21 protein-coding genes and 3 tRNA genes are annotated in these 26,158 nt (G+C 62.6%); 2 read left to right on the forward strand and 22 right to left on the reverse strand.

The window, feature by feature from the left end:
• Positions 1 to 234: 234 nt before the first annotated feature.
• The 19 genes from FGE05_RS10315 to leuC form a co-directional block, all read right to left on the reverse strand.
• A tRNA-Asp gene (locus tag FGE05_RS10315) sits at positions 235 to 311 on the reverse strand.
• 87 nt (positions 312 to 398) lie between these two features.
• Positions 399 to 475, reverse strand: a tRNA-Asp gene (locus FGE05_RS10320).
• Positions 476 to 533: 58 nt separating this feature from the next.
• Positions 534 to 609: transfer RNA gene (locus tag FGE05_RS10325), tRNA-Val, on the reverse strand.
• Positions 610 to 774: 165 nt separating this feature from the next.
• Entirely contained in the window at positions 775 to 1,548 is a 774-nt protein-coding gene (locus FGE05_RS10330; RefSeq protein ID WP_139644586.1) for an SDR family oxidoreductase, read from the reverse strand.
• Positions 1,545 to 2,756 (reverse strand): O-succinylhomoserine sulfhydrylase, encoded by a 1,212-nt coding sequence (locus FGE05_RS10335; protein WP_139644588.1) that lies wholly within the window; start codon positions 2,754 to 2,756, stop codon positions 1,545 to 1,547. Before FGE05_RS10335 ends, FGE05_RS10330 begins: the two co-directional genes overlap by 4 nt.
• Before the next feature lie 59 nt (positions 2,757 to 2,815).
• Complete coding sequence (gene purF / locus FGE05_RS10340) at positions 2,816 to 4,321, reverse strand: amidophosphoribosyltransferase (RefSeq protein WP_139644589.1); 1,506 nt, start codon at positions 4,319 to 4,321, stop codon at positions 2,816 to 2,818.
• 41 nt (positions 4,322 to 4,362) lie between these two features.
• Entirely contained in the window at positions 4,363 to 4,923 is a 561-nt protein-coding gene (locus tag FGE05_RS10345) for a CvpA family protein (protein ID WP_041023745.1), read from the reverse strand.
• Positions 4,924 to 5,015: 92 nt separating this feature from the next.
• Positions 5,016 to 5,678, reverse strand: a complete 663-nt coding sequence (locus tag FGE05_RS10350; RefSeq protein WP_139644591.1) for an SPOR domain-containing protein — start codon at positions 5,676 to 5,678, stop codon at positions 5,016 to 5,018.
• A complete protein-coding gene (folC, locus tag FGE05_RS10355) occupies positions 5,662 to 6,969 on the reverse strand; it encodes a bifunctional tetrahydrofolate synthase/dihydrofolate synthase (RefSeq protein WP_139644593.1) in 1,308 nt (435 codons plus the stop codon). The genes FGE05_RS10350 and folC overlap by 17 nt, the downstream gene beginning before the upstream one ends.
• On the reverse strand, positions 6,966 to 7,886 hold the full coding sequence (gene accD / locus FGE05_RS10360) for an acetyl-CoA carboxylase, carboxyltransferase subunit beta (protein WP_024779156.1): 921 nt from the start codon (positions 7,884 to 7,886) through the stop codon (positions 6,966 to 6,968). The genes folC and accD overlap by 4 nt, the downstream gene beginning before the upstream one ends.
• 256 nt (positions 7,887 to 8,142) lie before the next feature.
• On the reverse strand, positions 8,143 to 8,775 hold the full coding sequence (locus FGE05_RS10365) for a phosphoribosylanthranilate isomerase (RefSeq protein ID WP_139644595.1): 633 nt from the start codon (positions 8,773 to 8,775) through the stop codon (positions 8,143 to 8,145).
• A 62-nt stretch (positions 8,776 to 8,837) separates the two neighbouring features.
• Positions 8,838 to 9,662, reverse strand: a complete 825-nt coding sequence (gene truA / locus FGE05_RS10370; protein ID WP_139644700.1) for a tRNA pseudouridine(38-40) synthase TruA — start codon at positions 9,660 to 9,662, stop codon at positions 8,838 to 8,840.
• A gap of 273 nt (positions 9,663 to 9,935) precedes the next feature.
• Complete coding sequence (locus tag FGE05_RS10375; protein ID WP_139644597.1) at positions 9,936 to 12,542, reverse strand: FimV/HubP family polar landmark protein; 2,607 nt, start codon at positions 12,540 to 12,542, stop codon at positions 9,936 to 9,938.
• Between the two features lie 210 nt (positions 12,543 to 12,752).
• Positions 12,753 to 13,763: an aspartate-semialdehyde dehydrogenase gene (locus tag FGE05_RS10380; protein ID WP_139644599.1), complete on the reverse strand. Its 1,011-nt coding sequence runs from the start codon at positions 13,761 to 13,763 to the stop codon at positions 12,753 to 12,755.
• Between the two features lie 267 nt (positions 13,764 to 14,030).
• The gene (gene asd / locus FGE05_RS10385) at positions 14,031 to 15,143 is read right to left on the reverse strand and encodes an aspartate-semialdehyde dehydrogenase (RefSeq protein WP_024779161.1); all 1,113 of its coding nucleotides are present in this window, start codon (positions 15,141 to 15,143) and stop codon (positions 14,031 to 14,033) included.
• Positions 15,144 to 15,197: 54 nt separating this feature from the next.
• On the reverse strand, positions 15,198 to 16,280 hold the full coding sequence (leuB, locus tag FGE05_RS10390; protein ID WP_139644601.1) for a 3-isopropylmalate dehydrogenase: 1,083 nt from the start codon (positions 16,278 to 16,280) through the stop codon (positions 15,198 to 15,200).
• 61 nt (positions 16,281 to 16,341) lie between these two features.
• Positions 16,342 to 17,106: a class I SAM-dependent methyltransferase gene (locus FGE05_RS10395; RefSeq protein ID WP_139644603.1), complete on the reverse strand. Its 765-nt coding sequence runs from the start codon at positions 17,104 to 17,106 to the stop codon at positions 16,342 to 16,344.
• Between the two features lie 137 nt (positions 17,107 to 17,243).
• On the reverse strand, positions 17,244 to 17,888 hold the full coding sequence (gene leuD, locus FGE05_RS10400) for a 3-isopropylmalate dehydratase small subunit (protein ID WP_139644605.1): 645 nt from the start codon (positions 17,886 to 17,888) through the stop codon (positions 17,244 to 17,246).
• A gap of 13 nt (positions 17,889 to 17,901) precedes the next feature.
• Positions 17,902 to 19,320, reverse strand: coding sequence for a 3-isopropylmalate dehydratase large subunit (leuC, locus tag FGE05_RS10405; RefSeq protein WP_139644606.1), 1,419 nt, complete (start codon positions 19,318 to 19,320; stop codon positions 17,902 to 17,904).
• A 156-nt stretch (positions 19,321 to 19,476) separates the two neighbouring features.
• On the opposite strand from leuC, the gene FGE05_RS10410 reads away from it, so the two are divergent.
• On the forward strand, positions 19,477 to 20,367 hold the full coding sequence (locus FGE05_RS10410; RefSeq protein ID WP_139644609.1) for a LysR family transcriptional regulator: 891 nt from the start codon (positions 19,477 to 19,479) through the stop codon (positions 20,365 to 20,367).
• Positions 20,368 to 20,434: 67 nt separating this feature from the next.
• Complete coding sequence (locus tag FGE05_RS10415; protein WP_139644611.1) at positions 20,435 to 23,713, forward strand: EAL domain-containing protein; 3,279 nt, start codon at positions 20,435 to 20,437, stop codon at positions 23,711 to 23,713.
• A gap of 106 nt (positions 23,714 to 23,819) precedes the next feature.
• Here the strand turns inward: FGE05_RS10415 and FGE05_RS10420 are convergent, their stop codons facing one another.
• The 3 genes from FGE05_RS10420 to FGE05_RS10430 form a co-directional block, all read right to left on the reverse strand.
• On the reverse strand, positions 23,820 to 24,272 hold the full coding sequence (locus FGE05_RS10420) for an Hsp20 family protein (RefSeq protein WP_047700569.1): 453 nt from the start codon (positions 24,270 to 24,272) through the stop codon (positions 23,820 to 23,822).
• A gap of 120 nt (positions 24,273 to 24,392) precedes the next feature.
• On the reverse strand, positions 24,393 to 25,352 hold the full coding sequence (locus FGE05_RS10425; protein ID WP_024779169.1) for a tRNA-dihydrouridine synthase: 960 nt from the start codon (positions 25,350 to 25,352) through the stop codon (positions 24,393 to 24,395).
• Positions 25,353 to 25,563: 211 nt separating this feature from the next.
• Positions 25,564 to 26,022: a thioesterase family protein gene (locus FGE05_RS10430; protein WP_139644613.1), complete on the reverse strand. Its 459-nt coding sequence runs from the start codon at positions 26,020 to 26,022 to the stop codon at positions 25,564 to 25,566.
• Positions 26,023 to 26,158: the final 136 nt, after the last annotated feature.

A 26,158-nucleotide genomic window follows, 5' to 3' on the forward strand; every position in this document is an offset into this window, starting at 1 on the left:
TCAGGGTTCTCTCACCCCTGCGGAGGTGAGCGTGAGCGCTCATATTCCCCCCGATGCACCTGTGATGGAATGCGCACAAACCACAATCCACTCTTTCAGAAACTGGAATGGTCAGGCTTAAATGGCAGAAACAAAAAACCCCGGTCTTTCGACCAGGGTCTTTGCTATCGATCAGAAGAGGCGTTTCGGCTTTCTTCCTGGCTTCAAGGCGTTCAGTGGGCCTCGAAGCAGATATGGCGCAGCGGACGGGACTCGAACCCGCGACCCCCGGCGTGACAGGCCGGTATTCTAACCGACTGAACTACCGCTGCGTATCGCTGTGGACTTGCGTCCATTTAACTCGCCTGATCAAACCCTTGGGCTTGATCTCGAACCAGGCGGACCTGACTCGGAAAATATGGCGCAGCGGACGGGACTCGAACCCGCGACCCCCGGCGTGACAGGCCGGTATTCTAACCGACTGAACTACCGCTGCGCGTCGGTGGAGGCTTTTGACAGCTTCCGTCCTGCTTTCGCAAGACTCTCATGGAACATGGTGGGTGATGACGGGATCGAACCGCCGACATTCTGCTTGTAAGGCAGACGCTCTCCCGGCTGAGCTAATCACCCTTTGCTTCGCTGAGGCCGCGAAATTTACGCAGGTACCGAAGCTAAGTCAATAGCAGGGTTGGATTTTTTTCAAAAACAACGTCGAGCGACAAGCTTCAAGCTGCAAGCAGAAACGCCAACACCGCAAAACCGCTTGCAGCTTGCAGCTCGCCACTTGCAGCTGCTTCATTCATAGATCATTTTCTTGGTCATGCCGCCGTCCACCACGAACTCCTGGCCCGTGACGAAACCGGCATTGCGCGACAACAGCCACGCCACCATCGCCGCCACATCCTCTACCGTGCCTACCCTACCCGCAGGATGCTGGGCGTGATCGGCGTCGGTCAGTGGTTCTGAACGGCGCAGGGACGGGTCCCGTGCGTCGATCCAGCCAGGGCTGACGGCGTTGACCCGGATCTCCGGCCCGAGGCTGATCGCCAAGGCATGGGTCAGGGCCAACAGGCCACCTTTGCTTGCGGCATAGGCTTCGGTGTCGGGTTCCGACTGTGCGGCACGGGTCGAGGCCAGGTTGACGATGGCGCCGTTGTGGGCCCGCAAATAAGGCGCACAGTGCTTGGCCAGCAGCATCGGTCCACCGAGGTTCACCGCCAGGACCCGATTCCAATGGGCCAGGTCCAGGCTTTCCAGGGTGATGTTGTGCGGGTCGGCAATGGCCGCGTTGCACACCAGCGCGTCGAGCCGGCCGAACTGGCCCAGCACCTCGGCGATCCCCGTGGCGACCTGGGCTTCGTCCGCCACGTCCATGGGGATGAACCAGGCGTTATCGCCCAACGTTTTGGCAACCTTGGAACCGCGCTCGCGATCCAGATCGGTCAGCACCACTTGCCAGCCTTCACAGATCAGCCAGGCGGCGATGCCCAGGCCTATACCCCGGGCGGCGCCCGTCACCAGTGCAACCCGGCCATGGGTGCCGCTCGGCGGCGTTGCCAGCTCGATCACAAGGCCGCCAACCCACGCGCCAGGTCAGCTTGCAGGTCGGCCACGTCTTCCAGGCCGACCGCGACGCGGATCAGGCTGTCGCGGATCCCCGCTGCTTCACGCTCCTGGGGCGACAGGCGGCCGTGAGAGGTGGTGCTCGGGTGGGTGATGGTGGTCTTGCTGTCCCCCAGGTTGGCGGTGATGGACACCAGCCGGGTAGCATCGATGAAGCGCCAGGCGCCCTCCTTGCCCCCCTTGACCTCGAAGCTCACCACGGCACCGAAACCGCGCTGCTGACGCAGGGCCAGGTCGTGTTGCGGATGGCTCTTGAGGCCGGCGTAATGGACTTTCTCGATGCCGTCCTGCTGCTCCAGCCACTCGGCCAGGGCCTGGGCATTGGCACAATGGGCTTTCATGCGCAGACCCAGGGTTTCCAGGCCCTTGAGGAAGACCCAGGCGTTGAACGGGCTGAGGGTCGGACCGGCGGTGCGCAAAAAGCCCACCACTTCTTTCATCTGCTCACTGCGACCGGCCACCACGCCGCCCATGCAACGACCCTGGCCGTCGATGAATTTGGTAGCCGAATGCACCACCACGTCCGCGCCCAGCTTCAACGGTTGTTGCAGCGCCGGGGTGCAGAAACAGTTGTCGACCACCAGCATGGCGCCCTTGGCGTGGGCGATTTCCGCCAACGCGGCTATGTCCACCAGTTCGGCCAAGGGGTTGGACGGTGACTCGACAAACAGCAATTTGGTATTGGCCTTGATCGCCGCATCCCAAGCGGACAAATCCGCCAGGGGCACGTAATCGACCTCCACGCCGAAGCGCTTGAAGTACTTTTCGAACAGGCTGATGGTCGAGCCGAAAACGCTGCGCGATACCAGTACGTGGTCGCCGGCGCTGCACAGGCTCATCACCACGGCCATGATCGCCGCCATGCCGGTGGCGGTGGCAACCGCCTGCTCGGCACCTTCCAGTGCGGCAATACGCTCTTCGAAAGCGCGCACGGTGGGGTTGGTGTAGCGCGAGTAGACATTGCCCGGTACTTCACCGGCGAACCGTGCTGCCGCGTCGGCGGCGGTACGGAACACGTAGCTGGAGGTGAAGAACATCGGATCGCCGTGTTCGGCTTCCGGCGTGCGGTGCTGGCCAGCGCGAACCGCCAGGGTGTCGAACGCTACGCCTTCAAGGTCGCTGTCCAGCCGACCGGCATCCCAATCCTGACTCATGCTGTCACTCCTGCAATCGGTCAAACGCAAACCGGCCCCTCAGGGCCGGTTTGTCACTTTTAGTTGTTGTACAGATCGATGATCGCGCTGACCGCCTGGGTCTTGGCCTTGGACGCATCGTTGCGGGCGCTTTCGATCTTGTTCAGGTAGGCCTCGTCGATGTCGCCGGTAACGTACTTGCCGTCGAACACCGCGCAGTCGAACTGTTCGATCTTGATCTTGCCGCCGCCCACGGCTTCGATCAAGTCCGGCAGGTCCTGGTAGATCAGCCAGTCGGCACCGATCAGGTCGGCGACCTCCTGGGTCGTGCGGTTATGAGCGATCAGCTCATGGGCACTCGGCATGTCGATGCCGTAGACGTTCGGGTAGCGCACGGCCGGGGCCGCCGAGCAGAAGTACACATTCTTGGCGCCGGCTTCGCGGGCCATCTGGATGATCTGCTTGCAGGTGGTGCCACGTACGATGGAGTCGTCCACCAGCATCACGTTCTTGCCGCGGAACTCCAGCTCGATGGCATTGAGCTTCTGGCGCACGGACTTTTTCCGTGCAGCCTGGCCCGGCATGATGAAGGTCCGGCCGATGTAGCGGTTCTTCACGAAGCCTTCGCGGAACTTGACGCCCAGGTGGTTCGCCAGCTCCAGGGCCGCGGTGCGGCTGGTGTCCGGGATCGGGATGACCACGTCGATGTCATGGTCCGGACGCTCGCGCAGGATCTTGTCGGCCAGCTTCTCGCCCATGCGCAGGCGGGCCTTGTAGACCGAGATGCCGTCGATGATCGAGTCCGGACGCGCCAGGTAGACGTGTTCGAAAATGCACGGTGTAAGGCTCGGGTTGGTCGCGCACTGGCGGGTGAACAACTGGCCGTCTTCAGTGATGTAGACCGCTTCGCCCGGGGCCAGGTCGCGAATCAGGGTGAAACCCAGCACGTCCAGGGAAACGCTCTCGGAGGCGATCATGTACTCGACGCCTTCGTCGGTGTGACGCTGGCCGAAGACGATAGGACGAATGCCGTGGGGGTCGCGGAAACCGACGATACCGTAGCCGGTGACCATCGCCACCACCGAGTAACCACCGACGCAACGGTTATGCACGTCGGTCACGGCGGCGAACACGTCTTCTTCGGTCGGTTGCAGCTTGCCCCGCTGGGCCAGCTCGTGGGCGAACACGTTGAGCATCACTTCCGAGTCGGAATTGGTGTTGACGTGGCGCAGGTCAGACTCGTAGATCTCCTTGGCCAACTGCTCGACGTTGGTCAGGTTACCGTTGTGCGCCAGGGTGATGCCGTACGGCGAGTTGACATAGAACGGCTGGGCTTCGGCGGAAGTCGAGCTGCCCGCCGTCGGGTAGCGCACATGGCCGATGCCCATGTGGCCGACCAGGCGCTGCATGTGACGCTGGTGGAACACGTCACGCACCAGACCGTTGTCCTTGCGCAGGAATAACCGGCCGTCATGGCTGGTCACGATACCGGCAGCGTCCTGGCCGCGGTGCTGGAGCACGGTTAGCGCGTCATACAGCGCCTGATTGACGTTCGACTTACCGACGATACCGACGATGCCACACATGCGACGCAACCCCTACTTAATGGATCTGAACTGAACAACACTCACTGCGGCGTTTTGGCCGTCGGCAAGAGGTGTTCCTTGAACGGTATTTCAGCGGGTACGCTGATACCGCTGGCAAGCCACTGACTGCTCCAACCCAGGATCAGGTTCTTGGACCAGTCTGCGACCAATAGAAATTGTGGCACGAGCCGGGACTCCTGCCACCACGAATCCTGTTGTACCGGCCCCAGGCTCAGCAGCCCGACAGCCACGACCACCAGCAACGCGCCACGCGCGGCGCCAAAGGCCATGCCCAGGAACCGGTCCGTCCCGGAAAGCCCGGTGACGCGAATCAGTTCGCCGATCAGATAGTTGATCATTGCGCCAACCAGCAAGGTGGCGATAAACAAGATGGCACAACCCGCGATCACGCGAGCCGACGGCGTTTCGATGTATCCGGCGAGGTACTGGGACAGCGAACCACCAAACATCCAGGCGACGATTCCCGCGATGATCCAGGTCAGCAGCGAGAGGGCTTCCTTGACGAAGCCTCGGCTCAGACTGATCAATGCGGAGATGGCGATGATCGCAACGATCGCCCAGTCAACCCAGGTAAATGGCACGGTGCAGCCTACGGACGGATAAGGCGGCGCATTTTAGCAGAGCCCAGGGCTGTCGGTAAGCTGCGATTATCAGTGAGAGGAAAATCAGCTACTTAGCCGCGTTCCGGCTGGAATCGCACCACAAAACCCTTGAGATTTTGTTGCCGTCCGAGCAGATCGCGCAGGCGATCGGCTTCGGCACGCTCGATCAGCGGACCGACAAACACCCGATTCTTGCCATCGGCGGAACGGATGTAGGCATTGTAGCCCTGGCTGCGCAGGGATTTCTGCAGGTTCTCCGCGCTTTCGCGACTGGTCAGGCTGGCCAGTTGCACGGACCAACTGACCGACAACCCGTTGGCGTCCACGCGACTCTGGCTGGTGTCGGGCTTGGTCGGCGCCGCAGTGATCGGCTGGGTCGGCGCCGGCTTGACCGCTGGAGTCGCCGGAACGGGCGCTGGAGCTGGAGCGACAACGGGCTTGCTCGATACCGTCGGCGCCGCAGGGACAGGTGCAGAAGGCGTGGCCGGTTGCTCAGCCAGCTCCTCATCACTCGGGACGGGCTCCTGAGGCAGCGCCTGCGGCTCGGGCACCGTCACCGGTTCGACCTGCACAGGCGGGACCGATGGCGCTTGGGGCGCGGCGGGCGCATCGACCGTGACCTGGCGCTGCTCGTCCTGACGGGAAAACAGCATCGGCAGGAAAATCACCGCCAGGGCCACCAATACCAGGGCCCCCACCATGCGCTGCTTGTATGCCTTATCCAGCAATGCCATCTGCAGCTTCCTCCGTGGAGCGCCGGGCCAGCCATTGCAGGGCCTCGGCGACGCAAAAAAATGATCCGAACAACAGGATTTCGTCATCGGCCGTTGCCACGGCGCACTGCCCTTCCAACGCAGCGGCCACACTGTCGTAAGCATCCACCGAAGCGCCACGACGCTGCAAGGCCGCCTGCAATTCAGCGGCGGGACGTGAGCGCGGTGAATCCAGGGGCGTTACCGCCCAGTGCTGGACACTAGCATCCAACGCCTCGACCACGCCATCCAGATCCTTGTCGGACAGCAGTCCGAACACCGCCAGGCGCCGTCCCGCCACCGACCGCCGCGCCAGGCGTTCGGCCAGGTATTGCGCCGCATGGGGGTTGTGGCCGACATCCAGCAACAGGTTCAGACGCTTGCCTTGCCACTGGAACTGGCGTCGATCAAGACGACCGACGATACGAGTCGACTGCAACGCCTTGACGATTTGCCCGGCGTCCCACGGCAACCCCAGCAGCAGGTAGGCCTGGAGCGCCAGTGCGGCGTTTTCCATCGGCAGATCCAGCAGAGGCAGGTCGCGCAACTCCACCGGATGGCCCTGGAGATCGCTGCCACGCCATTGCCAATGCTGCTCGGTCATGGCCAGATCGAAATCCCGTCCTCGCAGGAAAAACGGACAGGCCAGTTCCCGAACCTTGTCCAACAACGGTTGCGGAGGATTGAGATCGCCGCAGAGCGCAGGCGCGCCCTGACGGAAGATACCGGCCTTCTCGAAGGCCACGGATTCGCGGGTATCGCCCAGGTAATCGGCATGGTCCACGCCGATACTGGTGACCAATGCGATGTCCGCGTCCACCAGGTTGACCGTGTCCAGTCGCCCGCCCAGGCCGACTTCCAGCACAACGGCGTCGAGGCCGGCACGGGCGAACAGCCAGAAGGCCGCCAGGGTGCCCATCTCGAAGTACGTGAGGGAGATTTCACCCCGTCCGGCGTCCACCGCAGCGAAAGCCTCGCACAGCTCGGCATCGGCGGCTTCGACGCCGTTGACCTGCACCCGCTCGTTATAACGCAGCAGGTGTGGCGAACTGTAGACACCGACGCTCAACCCCTGGGCCCGCAGCAGCGAGGCCACGAAGGCACAGGTCGAGCCTTTGCCGTTGGTGCCGGTGACGGTGATGACCCGGGGCGCCGGCTTGCCCAGTCCCATGCGGGACATGACCGCTTGCGAGCGCTCCAGTCCCATATCGATGGCAGATGGATGCAATTGCTCGAGGTAGGCCAGCCAGTCGCCCAGGGTGCGTTCAGTCATAGCCCGGCAGGCACCGGCGGAACCACCATCGGTTCGATGGGTGCGGCGACGTACTGAGGCGTCGGCAGGCCCATCAGTTGAGCCAACAGGTTACCCAGGCGCGGACGCAGCTCCTGACGATGGATGATCATGTCGATGGCACCGTGCTCCAGCAGGAACTCACTGCGCTGGAAGCCTTCCGGCAGTTTTTCGCGCACGGTTTGCTCGATGACCCGCGGGCCGGCGAAGCCGATTAGGGCTTTCGGCTCGCCGACGATCACGTCGCCCAGCATTGCCAGGCTGGCGGAAACGCCGCCGTAGACCGGATCGGTCAGCACCGAGATGAACGGAAGGCCTTCTTCGCGCAGACGCGCCAGGACGGCGGAGGTCTTCGCCATCTGCATCAGCGAGATCAGCGCTTCCTGCATCCGCGCGCCGCCGGAAGCAGCGAAGCAGATCATTGGGCAACGGTTTTCCAGGGCATAGTTGGCGGCGCGAACGAAACGCTCACCGACGATGGCGCCCATGGAACCACCCATGAAGGAGAACTCGAAGGCCGAGACCACCACCGGCATGCCCAGCAGGGTGCCGCTCATGGACACCAGGGCGTCTTTCTCGCCGGTCTGCTTCTGGGCCGCGGTCAGGCGATCCTTGTACTTCTTGCCGTCGCGGAATTTCAGGCGATCCACGGGTTCCAGGTCGGCACCCAGCTCAACACGGCCTTCGGCGTCCAGGAAAATATCGATACGGGCACGCGCGCCAATGCGCATGTGGTGGTTGCACTTGGGGCAAACGTCCAGGGTCTTTTCCAGCTCCGGGCGGTACAGCACCGCTTCGCAGGATGGACACTTGTGCCACAAACCTTCAGGCACCGAGCTTTTCTTCACCTCGGAACGCATGATCGAAGGGATCAGTTTGTCTACCAACCAGTTGCTCATGCTTTCTTTCTCCAGTACCGGCGGCCCGAACGCTCTGGTTCGCGGCCCCGCGTATGCCCTTGAGCTAAATTCATTGTGCGGCGAGGGCCGAAAAGCCACCACGGTCAGCGCGAAACATGACCTGCGTGCAGCCCAACCTTCCTCAACCATTCCTGCAACCGCTGCACCGCGGTTGCCGCTACGCTATCGGCCCGCCCGGAGGCGGTGCCTGCCTGCTTGTACAGTGCAGGTATGGACGGCGGCAGTCTGCCAGCCGTCACATTGGCAACTGGCTGCTGCGCACAGCGGCCATGAACGCCCGGATCTTCGCCGGATCCTTGATGCCCTTGCCCTGCTCCACCCCGCCGCTCACATCCACCGCGTAAGGACGAACCTGGCGAATTGCTTCGGCCACGTTGTCAGCCGTCAGGCCACCGGCGAGGACGATCGGCTTGCTCAGGCCACGGGGCACCAGCGACCAATCGAATGCTTCACCGGTACCGCCGGGAACGCCCTCCACATAGGTGTCCAGCAAAATGCCACTGGCGCTGGCAAACGTCTCGCACGCAGCCGCGATGTCATCCCCCGCCTTGACCCGCAGCGCCTTGATGTAGGGACGGTGCCAGCCTTCGCAATCGGCCGGCCCCTCGTCGCCATGGAACTGCAACAGCCCCAGCGGCACCGCATCGAGTATCTCGCCCAACTCGCAACGACTGGCATTGACGAACAGGCCGACCGGGGTCACGAACGGCGGCAAGGCCTGGATGATCGCCCTCGCCTGCTGCACAGTCACCGCCCGCGGGCTCTTGGCATAGAACACCAGCCCGATGGCATCGGCTCCGGCCTCGACAGCTGCCAGCGCGTCCTCGACGCGGGTGATCCCGCAAATCTTGCTGCGAACGACCGACATGTTGTCAAAACCCCAGCTAAATCCGTGAAAGTCCCGGATGGTAGCAAATGCAGCGGAGGGCGTCAGCCGTCGAGTTCCGAGAAGCCCGTGAGGAAATGTGGCCCGATGTAACGCTCCGGCAGCTCGAACTCGTCGCGGTATTCAACCTGCACCAGGTACAAGCCAAACGGATGCGCCGTCACGCCGCCGGACCGGCGGATGCGGCTGTCGAGCACTTCCTTGACCCACTCCACCGGCCGCTCACCGGCACCGATGGTCATCAGCACGCCGGCGATGTTGCGCACCATGTGGTGCAGGAATGCACTGGCGCGGATATCGAGCACGATCATCTTGCCGTGACGGGTCACGCGCAGGTGATGCAACTCCTTGATCGGCGACTTGGCCTGGCACTGACCGGCACGAAAGGCGCTGAAATCGTGAACCCCGACCAGGTACTGCGCGGCTTCGGCCATGCGCTCGACGTCCAGCGGACGGTGGTTCCAGGTGATTTCCTCGTTCAGGTGCGCCGGACGGATCTGATCGTTGTAGATCACATAGCGATAACGCCGGGCGATGGCCTTGAAGCGCGCATGGAAATGCGCCGGCATCACCTTGGCCCAGCTGACGCTGACGTCATGGGGCAGGTTGATGTTGGCCCCCATGACCCAGGCCTTCATCGAACGCTCGACCTGGGTGTCGAAATGCACCACCTGGCCGCAGGCGTGCACGCCGGCATCGGTGCGCCCGGCGCAGTGCAGCGCCACCGGTGAATCGGCGACTTTGGACAGCGCGTTTTCAAGGGTTTCCTGCACGGTCGCAACGCCAGAGGCCTGGCGCTGCCAGCCGCGATAACGCGAGCCTTTGTATTCAACGCCCAGGGCGATCCGGAAAAAGCCGTCAGCCGCCATTTCGGCAGCCGGGTTGTCTATGTTTGCCAAGGAATTACAGCCTGCTGAGGTACGCAAAGGCGGGCATTATAAGGCCGGCGGGGTGGGATGCCAGTGCAACCGTTGATCCGGTGCCGGATGTGCTGGCCTTATCGCGAGCAGGCTCGCTCCCACAGGGATTTGCAGCGCTCACAAAACTTTGTGGGAGCGAGCCTGCTCGCGATGAGGCCCACCTGAACGCCCCAAACAAAAACGGCAGCCTCAATGGCTGCCGCTCCTGTCACTGCGAACATCTCACGCCAGGCGCGCCAGCATCTCCTGCGCTTCGCTCTTCTGGGTGGCATCGCCTTCGCTGAGGACTTCGCCGAGGATATCCCGGGCACCATCATGGTCGCCCATGTCGATGTAGGCCTGGGCCAGGTCGAGCTTGGTGGCTACTTCATCGGTGCCGCTGAGGAAGTCGAAGTCCGGCTCATCTTCGACACCGGCCAGGGCGTCTTCCGCCGTGAAAGTTGGCTGGCCCAGGCTGTCGGACAAGCGATCCAGTTCAGCGTTGACATCGTCCAGCTCGGACTCGAAGGCATCCTTCGGCGCGTCCATTTCGTCGGCCAGGGACAGATCGAAATCCGCTGGCAGTTCGAGATCGTCGGCCGGGGTGTCGAGCAAGGCTGGCGCCTCGGCCGCAGGCTCGTCCAGGCCCTTGAGATCGTCGCCCAGGTCCAGCAGGAAATCCTCGTCGTCCAGGGCTGGGGCCGGCGCATCGGCGCCCAGGTCCAGGTCGAACTCCGACAGATCGTCCAGGCTTTCGTTGGCTTCAGTCTGTTGCTTGAGCACCGATTCGAAGCTCAGATCGTCGTCCATCGGGAAAGCATCCAGCTCCGGTACCGGCTCAGGTGTCGGCGCCGCTGGTGTGTTTTCCAGGTCATCCAGGCTCAGATCGAAGGCATTGTCCAGCTCTTCATTGGTTGCCGGCGTTTCTTCCAGCAGCTCCTTGACATACTGGGCGTCCAGCTCGGCAGCCACCGCCGCCGCGGCCAGACCGGCGCTGGTGGCAACCACCATGGCCGGGAAGCGGCTCTTGAGTTGCTCGACCTGGGCGAAGTTTTCACCATTGGCCACCAACTGGCGTTCCTGGGCGACAAACGCGTCGCGGTCGCCCTGCAGACCATAGACTTCCATCAACTTCAGACGCAGGTCGCTGCGCTGTGGCTCAGCCTTGATGCCTTGCTCGAGCTGATCGGCAGCCTGGTTCAAGCGACCGCGATCGATGTGGGCCTGAGCCTGGTCCAGCACGTCGTCGAAACGATCGGCAGCGGGGGCGACCAAGGGCGCGGCGATAGGTGGCGAGACCACCACCGGCGCGACCACAGGGGCCGGCTGGGGAATGGGCTTGGGCGCCGGCGCAGGAGCTGGCTTAGGGTCGAGCTTGACGCTTGGCGCGGGTACTTCAATGCCCTCGAAGCTGCTCGGGGGCAGATCGAGCTCCGGGGAGAAGTCGGCCTCCTCCTCGAGGGCTCGGGCCATGCGCAGATGTTTCTCGGCTTCTTGCTGGGCCTTGCGGCGGCGGGCCAGCAACAGCAGCAGTAACAGCAGGACCAACGCACCACCACCGATCAAGCCGAGCAGGATCGGGTTGGTCAGCAGGTCGTTGTATTTTTGTTCGCTGGGTACCGCCGGGGCCTCGGCCGGAGCAGCCGGTGGCGTCGCCTCGGGCGTCGCTTCGGGAGCGGCTTGCGGTGCTGGTGCCGGTGCCGGAACCTGCGCCGAGGGTGCGGGCGTCAACTGCGCCGACATCGCCGGCGGCACTTCGTTGGCTGGCGGAACCGCGGCCCCTTCGGCCTGCATCTTCGCCAGTTGATTATTCTTCAGCTCGATCAGGCGCTGCAGCTTATCCAACTGGCTCTGCAGATCCGCCATGCGGCTTTTCAGCTCTTCATTGTCACGACGAGCCGAGTCGAGGCTTTCCTGGGTGACCGCGAGCTTGTTGCTCAGGGCCTGGGCATCGCCGGCAGCCCCCTTGCCTTTGCCCTTGCCTGCCTTCGCAGACTCCGCCGTCACCAGGCTCAGGTTATCGCGGCCAGCGGTCTGTGCCGGTGCGGCTTCACTCTGACCACGCTTGGTCGCGTCCAGTTGCTGCCGGCCACCAGGTGCCGCGGTCGCACGGCCTTGGCGTCCCTGGCGCCAGGCGGCGTTCTGCGCAGCCACTTCGGCAATGGCCTGGGGTTGCGGCAACGCAGTGCTTTGCACCGGATCCGGCATGCGCAGGACCTGGCCGGTCTTGAGCAGGTTGATATTGCCGTTGATGAAAGCGTGCGGGTTCAACGCCTGGATCGCCAGCATGGTTTGCTGGACCGACCCACCGTTGCGGGCCTTGGCGGCGATTTCCCAGAGGGTATCGCGCGGCGTGGTGGTGTACTGGGACGACTTGGTGGCGCCAGTGACCGGCGTCGACACTACCTGGGGCGGTTTCGGTCGGGCAGCCTCGGCAGCCTGGGGCGAGAACTTGGACGGGTCGAGCAACACGCTGTAGTCACGCAGCAGGCGGCCGTTGGGCCACATCACCTGCACGAGGAACTTGACCAGCGGCTCGGACAGCGGCCGACTGGAGGTCACCCGCAGGACGCTCTTGCCATTGGCGTTGATCACCGGGGTGAACGTCAGGTCATTGAGAAACGCCTGGCGGTCGACGCCGGCTTTGGCGAAATCTTCAGGCGAGGCCAGGCTCGGCACGACTTCGGCGGCGGTCAGTTGCTGGACATCGAGCAGCTCGATCTCCGCGACCAGAGGCTGGTTCGGCGTCGACTTCAGGGTCAATTCCCCGAGCCCGAGCGCTTGCGCCATACCGGAGGACAGCGCCGAGGCGGCCGCTATTGCTAACACCAGTTTGCGAACTTGAACCATAGCCTCTTCCTTTGTTTGAACATTCCTCGGCCAGCGAGAAGGTATTGATGTCGCTGCCGCAAGGCATTTCGCGCCCCCCCAAAACGACGGGTGCACGATCGTTTCTACTCATGCCCGGGAACGTCCCCAGCGGGAGATTTTCGCCTTCAGCGTCCAGGCCAAGCATAGCGCCCGCCTAGAATCATTCGACAAATTGTTGCCAAGTATCTTTTACAGCAGGTCTTTTATCAACAACTCCGCCACCTGCACTGCGTTGAGCGCCGCGCCCTTGCGCACGTTATCCGTCGTCAGCCACATATTCAGTTCCGTCGGATCGTCGATACCGCCGCGCACACGCCCTACATAAACCACATCCTGCCCCACCGCATCGCCAACCGGCGTCGGGTAGTCGCCCTCCTCCACCAGTTCGATGCCGGGGGCCGCTTCCAGGGCCGCGTTGACTTTCTTCAGGTCGACGGCGTTCGCAGACTGCACGGTCACGCTAAAGCTATCGCCAAAAAACACCGGGGCTTGAATGCAAGTGACGGAAATCTTTAACAAAGGTTGATCCAGCACCTGGCGCAACTCACGCACCAGGCGTTTTTCCAGCGGTGTATGGCCCTGTTCGTCCGGGGTACCGACCTGGGCCAACAGGTTGAACGCCATCTGCCGGTCGAAGAAGGTCGGCTCCAGTGGACGGGCGTTGAGCAACTCGGCGGTCTGGCGCGCCAACTCGCTCACGGCGACTCGACCCTGGGCCGACACGGCGAGGCTGGCGGTCAGGCTGATGCGCTGTAGATCCAGGCATCCGCGCAACGGGGCCAGCGCCACGGCCAGTGCGGTGGCCGATGCACTCGGGCTGCTGACCTGGAACGGCTTGCCGAGGCCCGCCAGCACCTGGGCGTTGGCTTCCGGCACGATCTGCGGTGCCTGTTCCGGCGGCAGGGCACCGGACAGGTCGATGAGCGCGCAACCGGCGGCCGTGGCACGCGGGGCGAAGCTCAGGGTCACCGCCGGACCGGCCGCGAAAAATACCAATTGCACTTTGCTGAAATCGAACTCGTCGACTTCTCGTACCCGCACGTTTTTGTTGCGGAACATCACCGAACTGCCTGCCGACTCACTGCTGGCCAGCAGGTGCAGGTTGCCAACGGGAAAATCCCGCTCTTCGAGGATCTGGATGAGGGTTTCGCCGACCGTACCGGTGGCGCCGATCACGGCGATGTCAAAGGACTGGCTCATGGGGTCTACCTCGGGTAATGCGTGGGGAGCGGCACTTTACCGGGTGGCTGGTATGCAGGCAATTGGCGGGGAGTTCTTGCGCTGACTGCATCAACCAAATCGCGGGCAAGCCTTGCTCCCACAAGCCCGGTGCTCATTGAAGACCCACTGTGAGAGTTTCATTGTGGGAGCATAGCTTGCTCGCGATGGCGATCTCATTGCCGATGCAACACCCATAAAAAAACCCGCACCTCTCGCAAGGCACGGGTTCTTTCACAGCAGCAAGGATCAACGCTCGAGCAAGATCCGCAGCATGCGACGCAGCGGTTCGGCCGCGCCCCACAGCAGTTGGTCGCCGACGGTGAAGGCACCGACGAATTGCGAGCCCATGTTCAGCTTGCGCAGGCGTCCCACCGGCACGTTCAGGGTGCCGGTGACCTTGGTCGGGCTCAGCTCCTGCATGCTGGTTTCGCGGTTGTTCGGCACCAGCTTGACCCAAGGATTGTGCTGGCTGATCAACCCTTCGATGTCGGCGATCGGCACGTCCTTGTTCAGCTTGATGGTCAGCGCCTGGCTGTGGCAGCGCATGGCGCCGATGCGCACGCAAATGCCGTCCACCGGGATCGGGCTCTTGAAGCGACCGAGGATCTTGTTGGTTTCGGCCTGGGCCTTCCACTCTTCGCGGCTCTGACCGTTCGGCAGCTCCTTGTCGATCCAAGGAATCAGGCTGCCGGCCAGCGGCACACCGAAGTTCTCGGTCGGGTAGGCATCGCTGCGCATCGCCTCGGCGACCTTGCGGTCGATGTCCAGGATGGCGCTGGCCGGGTTGGCCAGGTCATCGGCGACGGCGGCGTGGGTCGCGCCCATCTGCTTGATCAGCTCACGCATGTTCTGCGCGCCGGCACCGGAAGCCGCCTGATAGGTCATGGCGCTCATCCACTCCACCAGACCGGCTTCGAACAGACCGCCCAGGCCCATCAGCATCAGGCTGACGGTGCAGTTGCCGCCGATGTAGTTCTTGGTGCCGGCGTCCAATTGCTGGTCGATGACCTTGCGGTTGACCGGGTCGAGGATGATCACCGCGTCGTCCTGCATGCGCAGGCTGGAAGCAGCGTCGATCCAGTAGCCCTGCCAACCGGCCTCGCGCAGTTTCGGGAAGACTTCGCTGGTGTAGTCGCCGCCCTGGCACGTCAGGATCACATCGAGGGTCTTGAGCTCTTCAATGCTGTAGGCATCCTTGAGCGCACCGGTGTCCTTGCCCACGGACGGGCCCTGGCCACCGACATTGGAAGTGGTGAAGAACACCGGCTCGATGAGATCGAAATCCTGCTCTTCCAGCATTCGCTGCATGAGCACGGAACCGACCATGCCCCGCCAACCGATCAGACCTACACGTTTCATCGCAACTGCACCTATACAAAAGTGGGCCACCGTCGAAGCGGTGGACCGGAGAGATTACAGATTCCGCAGCGCGGCGACTACCGCGTCGCCCATTTGCTGCGTACCGACTTTGGTACAACCGGCCGACCAGATGTCGCCGGTGCGCAAACCCTGGTCCAACACCACGCTGACGGCCTTTTCAATGGCATCGGCGGCGTCATTGAGGTTGAAGCTGTAGCGCAGCATCATCGACACCGACAGGATAGTCGCCAACGGGTTGGCAATGCCCTGCCCGGCAATGTCCGGCGCCGAACCGTGGCACGGCTCGTACATGCCTTTGTTGTTGGCATCCAGGGAGGCCGACGGCAGCATGCCGATGGAACCGGTGAGCATCGACGCTTCGTCGGACAGGATGTCGCCGAACATATTGTCAGTGACGATCACGTCGAACTGCTTCGGTGCGCGCACCAGTTGCATCGCGGCGTTGTCGACGTACATGTGGCTCAGTTCGATGTCCGGGTAATCCTTGGCCACCTGCTCGACCACTTCGCGCCACAGTTGGCTGGACGCCAGCACGTTGGCCTTGTCCACCGAGCACAGCTTCTTGCCACGCACGCGGGCCATGTCGAAGCCGACCCGGGCGATACGGCGGATTTCGCTCTCGCTGTACGGCAGGGTGTCGTAGGCCTGACGCTCGCCATTATCCAACTCGCGAGTACCACGCGGGGCACCGAAGTAGATACCGCCGGTCAGTTCACGGACGATAAGGATATCCAGGCCCGAAACGATTTCCGGCTTCAGGCTCGAAGCGTCGGCCAGTTGCGGATAGAGGATCGCCGGGCGCAGGTTGCCGAACAGGCCCAGTTGCGCACGGATCTTCAGCAGGCCGCGCTCGGGGCGGATGTCGCGCTCGATCTTGTCCCATTTCGGGCCACCCACGGCACCCAGCAGCACGGCATCGGCCGCGCGGGCACGGTCCAGGGTTTCATCGGCCAGGGGCACGCCGTGCTTGTCGATGGCAGCGCCGCCGATCACGTCGTGGCTGAGCTCGAAGCCCAGGCCGTACTTGTCGTTCGCCAGTTCCAGGACCTTGACCGCTTCGGCCATGATTTCCGGGCCAATACCGTCGCCTGGGAGAATCAGAATCTGCTTGCTCATGCTTTCCTCGTTTGTTGTACCGGCGCGCCAGGTTTTCTACTTCCGGGCACCAGGAAAAATGCTATCGCTCGGCCCACAGCACCAGTACATCCGTACTGAAAGAACCATCGGCCTCAATTTCGAAATATTCACGCACTTCATCGCCCATCGCGCGTTGCAGCTCGAGAATCGCACCACGCATCACCTCGGGTGTGCGCATGCGCTCGACCCAGGAGTGGTATTCCAGGCGCAAGCGTTGGCGAGAGGTGCTGCTCACCTGCAGCCCCGCTTCGCTGACCTGGCGCAGCCACTCGGCGGCCGAATAGTCACGCACATGGCTGGTGTCGCGCAGTACTTCGACGCTTTGCAGGTAGGTATCCAGCAACGGCGTGCCGGGCGACAGGATATCAATGAACGCCATCACCCCACCCGGCTTGAGCACGCGGCGCACTTCGCGCAACGCCAAACCCAGGTCGCTCCAATGATGCGCCGAATAGCGGCTGAACACGAAGTCGAACTCGCCATCGGCGAACGGCAAGCGCTCGGCGGCACCGCACACCGTGGCGATGTTACCCAAGCCACGCCCCACTGCCGCCGTGGCCACCACGTCCAGCATCTGCTGGGACAGGTCATAGGCCACCACTTCACCGGCCAATGGCGCCACGTGAAAACTCACGTGGCCGGCGCCGCATCCCAGGTCCAGCACACGGGCATTGTCCTTCCCCGCCAGTGCCGCCTGCAGCAGCGCGAACTCGGCGCCCTGGGCGTGCACGGCACTGCTCAGATAGGCCGAGGCCTGTTCACCGAATTGCTTTTGTACAACCTGACTGTGGGCGGTGCTGGTCATGGGATGTCCTTAGGGTGTTGTAGTGCCTGGGCTGGCCTCTTCGCGAGCGGGCTCGCTCCCACAGGGTTTTGGGTACACCGCAAATCCAATGTGGGAGCGAGCCTGCTCGCGATAACGTTGTCACGCCTTACGCGAAATCAAGCATCGCGAAACAACCAAGGCTGGCTCGCCCGATGCTTCGCTTCGAACGCGGCAATCGCCTCGCTGTCCTGCAGGGTCAAACCGATGTCGTCCAGCCCGTTGAGCAGGCAATGTTTGCGAAACGCATCGATCTCGAAGCTCAACACCTTGCCGTCGGGACGGGTCACGGTCTGGGCTGCGAGGTCGATCTGCAACTGGTAGCCCGGGTTGGCCTCGACCTGCTGGAACAGCTCGTCCACTTCAGCATCGCTGAGGATGATCGGCAGCAAACCGTTCTTGAAGCTGTTGTTGAAGAAGATGTCGGCGTAGCTCGGCGCGATGATGCTGCGGAAGCCGTACTCTTCAAGAGCCCATGGCGCGTGTTCGCGGCTCGAACCGCAACCGAAGTTCTCCCGGGCCAGCAACACGCTGGCGCCCTGGTAGCGCTCGGCGTTGAGCACGAAGTCCTTGTTCAGCGGCCGCTTGGAGTTGTCCTGGTAGGGCTGGCCCACATCCAGGTAACGCCATTCGTCGAACAGGTTCGGACCGAAGCCGGTGCGCTTGATGGACTTCAGGAATTGCTTGGGAATGATCTGGTCGGTGTCGACGTTGGCACGATCCAGAGGCGCGACAAGACCAGTGTGCTGGGTAAAAGCTTTCATGCTGCGCTCTCCTTCAGATCAATTCACGAACGTCGACGAAACGGCCGTTGACGGCAGCCGCCGCGGCCATGGCCGGGCTGACCAGGTGGGTACGCCCACCAGCGCCCTGACGGCCTTCGAAGTTACGGTTGGAGGTGGAGGCGCAATGCTCGCCCGACTCCAGGCGGTCCGGGTTCATCGCCAGGCACATCGAGCACCCTGGCTCACGCCATTCGAAACCGGCTTCGATGAACACCTTGTCCAGCCCTTCCGCTTCGGCCTGGGCCTTCACCAGGCCCGAACCCGGTACCACGATGGCCTGTTTGATGGTCGAGGCGACCTTGCGGCCCTTGGCAATCACTGCTGCGGCGCGCAGGTCTTCGATCCGCGAGTTGGTGCAGGAACCGATGAACACGCGGTCGAGCTGAATGTCGGTGATCGCCTGGTTCGCGCTCAAGCCCATGTACTTCAAGGCGCGCACGATGGAGTCGCGCTTGACCAGGTCCATTTCCTTGGCCGGATCCGGCACCTTCTGATCCACCGCCAGGACCATCTCGGGCGAAGTGCCCCAGCTGACCTGCGGCTTGATCTGAGTGGCATCGAGCTCGACCACCGTGTCGAACCTGGCGTCGGCGTCCGACACCAGGTCTTTCCAGGCCTCTACCGCCAGGTCCCACTCGGCGCCTTTCGGGGCGAACGGACGACCCTTGACGTACTCGACGGTCTTTTCATCGGCAGCCACCAGGCCCACGCGGGCACCGGCTTCGATGGACATGTTGCAGATGGTCATGCGGCCTTCGACGGACAGGTCGCGGATCGCGCTGCCGGCGAACTCGATGGCATGGCCGTTACCGCCAGCGGTGCCGATCTTGCCGATCACAGCCAGGACGATGTCCTTGGCGGTCACGCCGAACGGCAGCTTGCCCTCGACGCGCACCAGCATGTTCTTCATTTTCTTGGCCACCAGGCACTGGGTGGCGAGCACATGCTCGACCTCGGAGGTGCCGATGCCGTGGGCCAAGGCACCAAAAGCGCCGTGGGTGGAGGTGTGGGAGTCGCCGCAGACCACGGTCATGCCGGGCAAGGTCGCGCCCTGCTCCGGGCCGATGACGTGGACGATGCCCTGGCGTACGTCGTTCATCTTGAATTCAACGATGCCGTATTCGTCACAGTTGTCATCGAGGGTCTGAACCTGCAAACGCGAAACCTGGTCGACAATGGCTTCGATACCGCCCTTGCGCTCCGGGGTGGTCGGCACGTTGTGGTCCGGGGTCGCGATGTTGGCATCGATCCGCCATGGCTTGCGCCCGGCCAGGCGCAGCCCTTCGAAGGCTTGTGGCGAGGTCACTTCGTGGATGATGTGACGGTCGATATAGATCAGCGCCGAGCCATCGTCGCGCTGCTTGACCAAATGCGAATCCCAGAGCTTGTCGTAGAGCGTTTTGCCGGCCATCAGACGGTTCCTCATCAGCTTGTTTCTATGCCCCGGGTCTTGAACGACTCAATAACCCTTTGGCTTGTGAGGCTGATGGTATGGGGCTACATTAAATAACTCAAATTCATAATTTTTATACTTTGCATAACCAACAGGAATTCGACAAAGACTGCCATGGACCTCGCCAACCTCAACGCCTTTATCGCCATTGCCGAGACGGGCAGTTTCTCCGGCGCCGGTGAACGCCTGCACCTGACCCAGCCGGCCATCAGCAAGCGTATCGCCGGGCTGGAACAGCAGCTCAAAGTCCGCCTGTTCGATCGACTGGGGCGTGAAATCGGCCTGACCGAGGCGGGTCGGGCCCTGCTGCCACGGGCCTATCAGATCCTCAATGTGCTGGATGACACCCGTCGTGCCTTGACCAACCTGACCGGCGAAGTCACCGGCCGGCTGACGCTGGCCACCAGCCATCACATCGGCCTGCACCGCCTACCGCCTCTATTGAGGGAATTCACCCGACGTTATCCACAAGTGGCCCTGGACATTCAGTTCCTGGATTCGGAAGTGGCCTACGAAGAAATTCTTCACGGACGGGCGGAACTGGCGGTCATCACCCTCGCCCCCGAGCCGCATGCGCTGATGCGTGCCACGCCGGTGTGGGACGACCCCCTGGATTTCGTGGTGGCGCCGGAACATGCGCTGCTGGACAACCGCGCGGTCAGCCTGGCGGACATCGCCCTGCACCCCGCGGTTTTTCCAGGGGGCAACACGTTTACCCACCACATCGTCCGGCGCCTGTTCGAGGCCCAGGGCCTGACACCGAACATCGCCATGAGCACGAATTATCTGGAAACCATAAAGATGATGGTCTCCATCGGGCTGGCCTGGAGCGTCCTGCCGCGCACCATGCTCGACGATCAGGTGGCGCGCATCCCTTTGCCGGGCATACAGCTCAGTCGCCAGCTAGGCTATATCGTGCACACTGAACGGACGCTGTCGAATGCTGCGCGCGCTTTCATGTCCTTATTGGACGCACAAATCGATCTGCCAGGGACAAGGGCATAGGTTGTGCTACTCCTATAGAGCCGAAAATGCCTGCGCTTAACGCTCACTGCCCAAGGCTCGCTAGATAATGCCCAAACCCGCTGACCATCTCCCGCCCCTGCCGCGTATCCAGGCGCTTGACCCGAAACGGTCGGAGCAAAGCTGGGACAGCGCGCCGCAGTTGCTGGCCGCGCTGAACGGAGCGCGCCTGGGGGCCTGGTCGTGGGACATCGATACCGGGCGGATCAGTTGGTCCAGGGGCACCCAGGCGCTGTTCGGCTTCGACCCGCGCCAACCGCTGCCAGGGGATGTGGATTACCTGGACCTGCTATTGCCCGAGGACCGCACCAAGGCCATCCGCGCCTTTCACGCGGCCGTGGCCGGCGCGCCGCTGGAACAGGCGATGCACCATCGCATTGTCTGGCCCGACGGCAGCCTGCACTGGCTGGAAATCAGCGGCAGCGTATCGCCCGACAAGCACGGACGCCCACGCATGATCGGGGTCATCCGTGAGATCACCCACCAGCGCGAGCGCGAACAGGCCTTGCGCAGCTCGGAGAAACGCTTTGCCACGCTCTTTCACCTCTGCCCGAACATGGTGCTGCTGACCCGCCAGGAAGACGGGCTGATCAGCGAAGCCAACCAGTATTTCGAAAGCCTGTTCGGCTGGCCGGTGCACGATGTCATCGGCCGTACCACCCTGGAACTGGGCCTGTGGGTCGATCCCAGCCAGCGGGCAAGACTGGTGGAAGCCACCAAGGCCAAGGGCGAACTGGTGAGCATGGAGGTGGAATTCCGCGCCAGTAACGGCCAGATCCACAACGGCATCCTCAGCGCGCAAAAGGTCGAACTTGAAGGGCAGCCCTATCTGCTGAGCACGTTTCTCGACACCACTGAACGCAAACTGGCCGAACTGGCCCTCAAGGACAGCCAGGAACGCCTCGACCTGGCCCTCGACTCGGCGCAGTTGGGCACTTGGGACTGGCACATACCCAGCGGCATGCTCTACGGCTCGGCCCGTGCCGCGCAGCTCCATGGCCTGGAGCCCAAGCCGTTCCACGAATCATTCGACGCTTTTTTCGAAGGGGTGCCCGACGAAGAGCGCAACAACATGCGCAATGCGTATCGCAGCCTGCGCGAAGGCCCGGCGGGCAATTATCAACTGACCTACCGCGTGCAATTGCCGGATGGCAGCTCCCGTTACCTGGAGAGCCGCGCCCGCCTCTACCGCAACGAAGACGGCAGCCCCCAGCGCATGGCCGGCACCTTGCTGGACATCACCGATCAGGTCCAGCGCGAGCAGAGCCTGGCGGCGTCCGAGGAAAAATTCGCCACGCTGTTCCAGGTCAGCCCCGATCCGATCTGCGTCACCCACCAGGAAAGCAGCCGCTTCCTTGAGATCAACTCCAGCTTCACCCAGACCTTCGGCTGGTCCGCCAGTGATGTGATCGGCCGCAGTGCCGACGAAATCGGCCTCTGGGACGCCTCGGGCAACAGCCTGCAACGCATCGAACGGGTGATTCGCGAGCAATCGCTGAACAACGTTGCCATTGTCGTCCATCACAAGAACGGCCAGCCGCTGACCTGCGTGATCTCCAGCCGGCAGATCAACGTCAGCAACCAGCCCTGCATCGTCACCACCCTGCGGGACATCACCCAGCAACAACGCTCCGAAGCGGCCCTGAAGGCCAGCGAGGAAAAATTCGCCAAGGCGTTCCACTCCAGCCCTGACGCCATCACCATCACCGAACGCGAAAGCGGCCGCTACCTGGAGGTCAACGACGGTTTCTGCCGCCTGACCGGCTACCGCTCCGACGAGGTGATAGGACACACGGTGTACGAGGTGGGCATCTGGGCCGAGGAAAAACAACGCGCGTCCCTGCTGGCCGAATTGCAACTCAAGGGCCGTGTGCACCACCAGGAAATGCTCGGACGCAACAAACGTGGGGAATTGCTCACGGTTGAGGTGTCGGTCGAGCCCATCATGCTCAACGAAACGGACTGCCTGTTGCTGACCGCCCGGGACGTGAGCCTGCTGCGCAACGCCGAAGCCCAGATCCGTCACCTGGCCTATCACGATCCGCTGACCAACCTGCCCAACCGGGCCTTGCTGATGGACCGGCTCAGCCAGCAGATCGCCCTGCTCAAACGCCATAATTTGCGCGGTGCGCTGCTGTTCCTCGATCTTGACCACTTCAAGCACATCAACGACTCCCTGGGGCACCCAGTGGGTGACACCGTGCTGAAAATCATCACCGCGCGCCTGGAAGCCAGCGTTCGCCTGGAGGACACCGTCGCACGACTGGGCGGTGACGAGTTCGTGGTGTTGCTCAGCGGCCTGGAAGGCACCCGCAACGAAGTCAGCGAGCAGGTGCAGAAGCTGGCCGACACCCTGCGCGAACTGCTTTCAGAGCCGATGTTCCTCGACGGCCAGCGATTGCAGGTCACGCCCAGCATCGGCATGGCGCTGATTCCCGACCACGGTTCCACCCCGACCGATCTGCTCAAGCGCGCAGACATTGCGCTCTATCGCGCCAAGGATTCGGGGCGCAACACCTCGCAGATGTTCCACGCCACCATGCAGAAGGCGGCCAGTGAACGGCTGCGCATGGAAACCGACCTGCGCCAGGCCCTGGCCCGCGACGAGTTCAGCCTGCACTTCCAACCTCAGGTCGACGCCCGGGACAACCGTATCGTCGGTGCCGAAGCGCTGGTGCGCTGGCATCATCCCGAACTGGGCGCACAGTCGCCCAACGAGTTCATCAAGGTCCTGGAAGACAGCGGGTTGATCCTGGAAGTGGGCACCTGGATCCTCGATGAAGCCTGCAATGGCTTCAAGCAATTGATTGCGAAGGGCAAGATCGATCCGCAGCGGTTCAGCCTGTGCGTGAACATCAGCCCGCGCCAGTTTCGTCAGAGCGACTTCGTCGAACGCATCGAAAACAGCCTCACGATCCACGGCCTGCCCTGCACCATGTTGAAACTGGAAATCACCGAAGGCATCGTGATCCAGAACCTGGACGACACCATCGGCAAGATGCGCCGCCTCAAGAAGTTGGGGGTGAGCTTCGCCATGGATGACTTCGGCACCGGTTATTCGTCGCTGACCTACCTCAAGCGCCTGCCGGTGGACACACTGAAGATCGACCAGTCATTCGTGCGCGACGCCACCAGCGACCCCAACGACGCCGAGATCATCCGCGCCATCGTCGCCATGGCCCGCAGCCTCAACCTGGAAATGATTGCCGAAGGCGTGGAAACCCTGGAACAACTGCACTTCCTGCAGGGGCTCGATTGCCATCTGTACCAGGGTTACCTGCACAGCCGGCCGTTGCCGTTGGATGCGTTCGAGCGGTTGCTGCCGTAACGAGTGCAGCTGTCTTCTGTGGCGAGGGGATTCATCCCCTCGCCACAATAAAATCACCGGCATGAAAAAGGGCGCCCTTTCGGCGCCCTTTTTCAATTGCGATGCATCAGTTCTGCAGCGCGGGTTGTTGCTGCGCACCGTTGATCGGGATGCGCTTGGCTTTCGCCTCTTCCGGAATCACCCGCAACAGGTCGATGCTCAACAGACCGTTGCTCAGGCCCGCGGACTTGATCTCGATATGATCCGCCAACCGGAAGGACAGCTTGAATGCACGCTGGGCGATGCCCTGATGCAGGTAGGTCACGCTGTCGTTGCTGGCCTCGCGCTTACCGCCGCTGATGGTCAGCACACCTTTTTCCACCTGCAGGTCCAGGTCTTCTTCCCGGAAGCCAGCGGCGGCGACTACGATACGGTATTCATCATCACCGTATTTTTCCACGTTGTAGGGTGGATAGCTGCTGCCCGGTTCGTTGCGCAGGGCGGTTTCGAACAGGTCGTTGAAACGGTCGAAGCCCACCGAGGAACGGAACAGAGGGGCCAGCGAAAATGCAGTACTCATGATTCAAATCTCCTGAAAATTTCAGCAAGGTTTTTTGTCTCCGCGACCCGAATTCGGCATCGCGTACCCCTTATCTAGGGGTCGCCAAATACTTTTCAAGAGCTTTTTTCGAAATTTTTTTCAGGCCGCTTCGGTGCGCTGCACACCCAGCAAATGGCCCACGGCATCGAGCTCGGTTTCCCGACGCAGCGCGGTAAACAGCTCGACCGCTTCAGGATAATTGCGGGTCAGCATCGCCAGCCACTGCTTCAACCGTCCGGGCGCCTGACGCGGCGTCAGCTGTTCGACCACTTGTACCCAGAAATCCTGGAGCATCGGTTGCAGCTCTGCCCAGGACATCTGCACCACCTCTTCACCAGCGCGGGCGGCGGCGATCTGTCGGGCCAGGTCCGGACGGGAAACGAGGCCACGACCGAGCATGATGTCCTCTACGCCGCTGATTTCACGGCAACGCCGCCAATCCTCGACGCTCCAGATATCCCCATTGGCGAACACCGGCACCTTGACCACTTCCTGCACCCGGGGGATCCACTCCCAATGGGCCGGCGGCTTGTAGCCGTCAGTCTTGGTCCGCGCGTGCACCACGATGTGCGCCGCCCCGCCTTCGGCCAGCGCCGTGGCGCAGACCAGCGCACCGTCCGGACTGTCGAAGCCCAGGCGCATCTTGGCGGTGACCGGAATGTGCTTTGGCACCGCGCGACGGACATGTTCGACGATTTCGTTGAGCAGCTCCGGCTCCTTGAGCAATACCGCGCCGCCCCTGGACTTGTTCACCGTCTTGGCCGGGCAGCCGAAATTCAGGTCAACGACTTCCGAACCCAACTCACAGGCCAACGCAGCGTTTTCCGCCAGGCACACCGGGTCGGAGCCCAGCAACTGCACCCTCAGCGGCACGCCGGCGGCGGTCCGGGCGCCGGTCAGCAGCTCCGGGGCGAGCTTGTGGAAGTAGGCCGGCGTGAGCAGGCGGTCATTGACGCGGATGAACTCGGTCACACACCAGTCGATACCACCGACGCGTGTCAGGACGTCCCGCAGGATGTTGTCGACCAACCCCTCCATGGGCGCCAGGGCAATTTGCATGGGAAAACGCACTCAACGAAAAAACGTGCGGCAGTTTACCGGATTCTGTGGGACCAAGCGTGCTTGCGATAGTGGTGGGTCAGTTTGCAGTGTGCTGGATGTACCTCCGCCATCGCGAGCAGGCTCGCTCCCACAGGGGGCTATGGATGGCCGCCATGGGTCTGCTGGCCTAGGCCGATGTGGGAGCGAGCCTGCTCGCGATAGCGGTGGATCAGTTGGCGAGAATGCTGGATGTACCATGAGCCGCGAGCGCCGGGCCGTAGCCTTCGATGAACTCCGGCGGCATGCGCTTGGGCTTGCCGGTGGAGAGCTCAATGCAGACGAATGTGGTCTGCGCCCGCAGCACGGTGGTGTTGTCGCTGGGGCGGATCAGCTGGAAATGCCGGGTCATCTTCAGTCGCTGGTCCCAGTCGACGATCCAGGTGGCCAGCTGCAGTTCGTCGCCTTCGTAGGCAGCCGCCAGGTAATCGATTTCATGACGCACCACGGCCATCGCCCGGTCCAGTCGGCGGTACTCCGCCAGGTCCAGCCCCAGGCGCTGGGAATGGCGCCAGGCACAGCGTTCGAGCCAGGAGACGTAGACGGCGTTGTTGGCGTGGCCCAGCCCGTCGATGTCTTCGGCGGCTACTTGAAGATCCATGATGAACGGTGTTGCCCGATCCCAGCCCATGCCCCTCTCCCGATCGATGTGAATCGGGGCAGTGTACCCGATCCCTGTGGGAGCCGGGCTGGCCCGCGATGGCGGCGGGTCAAACTGCATCAATGTCGAATATACCGACGCGATCGCGGGCCAGCCCAGCCCCCAC

The sequence above is a fragment of the Pseudomonas sp. ICMP22404 genome (assembly GCF_006227205.1).
Lineage (GTDB): Bacteria > Pseudomonadota > Gammaproteobacteria > Pseudomonadales > Pseudomonadaceae > Aquipseudomonas.

What these genes read in the sequence shown, in the direction of transcription:
- asd (WP_024779161.1), bottom strand. Translation starts at nt 15,143, where the DNA reads ATGAAACGTGTAGGTCTGATCGGTTGGCGGGGCATGGTCGGTTCCGTG.
- truA (WP_139644700.1), bottom strand. Translation starts at nt 9,662, where the DNA reads ATGGCGGCTGACGGCTTTTTCCGGATCGCCCTGGGCGTTGAATACAAA.
- FGE05_RS10365 (WP_139644595.1), bottom strand. Translation starts at nt 8,775, where the DNA reads ATGTCGGTCGTTCGCAGCAAGATTTGCGGGATCACCCGCGTCGAGGAC.
- FGE05_RS10415 (WP_139644611.1), top strand. Translation starts at nt 20,435, where the DNA reads ATGCCCAAACCCGCTGACCATCTCCCGCCCCTGCCGCGTATCCAGGCG.
- leuC (WP_139644606.1), bottom strand. Translation starts at nt 19,320, where the DNA reads ATGGCCGGCAAAACGCTCTACGACAAGCTCTGGGATTCGCATTTGGTC.
- FGE05_RS10350 (WP_139644591.1), bottom strand. Translation starts at nt 5,678, where the DNA reads ATGGCATTGCTGGATAAGGCATACAAGCAGCGCATGGTGGGGGCCCTG.
- FGE05_RS10430 (WP_139644613.1), bottom strand. Translation starts at nt 26,022, where the DNA reads ATGGGCTGGGATCGGGCAACACCGTTCATCATGGATCTTCAAGTAGCC.
- FGE05_RS10375 (WP_139644597.1), bottom strand. Translation starts at nt 12,542, where the DNA reads ATGGTTCAAGTTCGCAAACTGGTGTTAGCAATAGCGGCCGCCTCGGCG.
- FGE05_RS10410 (WP_139644609.1), top strand. Translation starts at nt 19,477, where the DNA reads ATGGACCTCGCCAACCTCAACGCCTTTATCGCCATTGCCGAGACGGGC.
- FGE05_RS10395 (WP_139644603.1), bottom strand. Translation starts at nt 17,106, where the DNA reads ATGACCAGCACCGCCCACAGTCAGGTTGTACAAAAGCAATTCGGTGAA.
- leuB (WP_139644601.1), bottom strand. Translation starts at nt 16,280, where the DNA reads ATGAGCAAGCAGATTCTGATTCTCCCAGGCGACGGTATTGGCCCGGAA.
- FGE05_RS10425 (WP_024779169.1), bottom strand. Translation starts at nt 25,352, where the DNA reads ATGCAAATTGCCCTGGCGCCCATGGAGGGGTTGGTCGACAACATCCTG.
- FGE05_RS10380 (WP_139644599.1), bottom strand. Translation starts at nt 13,763, where the DNA reads ATGAGCCAGTCCTTTGACATCGCCGTGATCGGCGCCACCGGTACGGTC.
- FGE05_RS10335 (WP_139644588.1), bottom strand. Translation starts at nt 2,756, where the DNA reads ATGAGTCAGGATTGGGATGCCGGTCGGCTGGACAGCGACCTTGAAGGC.
- accD (WP_024779156.1), bottom strand. Translation starts at nt 7,886, where the DNA reads ATGAGCAACTGGTTGGTAGACAAACTGATCCCTTCGATCATGCGTTCC.
- leuD (WP_139644605.1), bottom strand. Translation starts at nt 17,888, where the DNA reads ATGAAAGCTTTTACCCAGCACACTGGTCTTGTCGCGCCTCTGGATCGT.
- FGE05_RS10420 (WP_047700569.1), bottom strand. Translation starts at nt 24,272, where the DNA reads ATGAGTACTGCATTTTCGCTGGCCCCTCTGTTCCGTTCCTCGGTGGGC.
- purF (WP_139644589.1), bottom strand. Translation starts at nt 4,321, where the DNA reads ATGTGTGGCATCGTCGGTATCGTCGGTAAGTCGAACGTCAATCAGGCG.
- folC (WP_139644593.1), bottom strand. Translation starts at nt 6,969, where the DNA reads ATGACTGAACGCACCCTGGGCGACTGGCTGGCCTACCTCGAGCAATTG.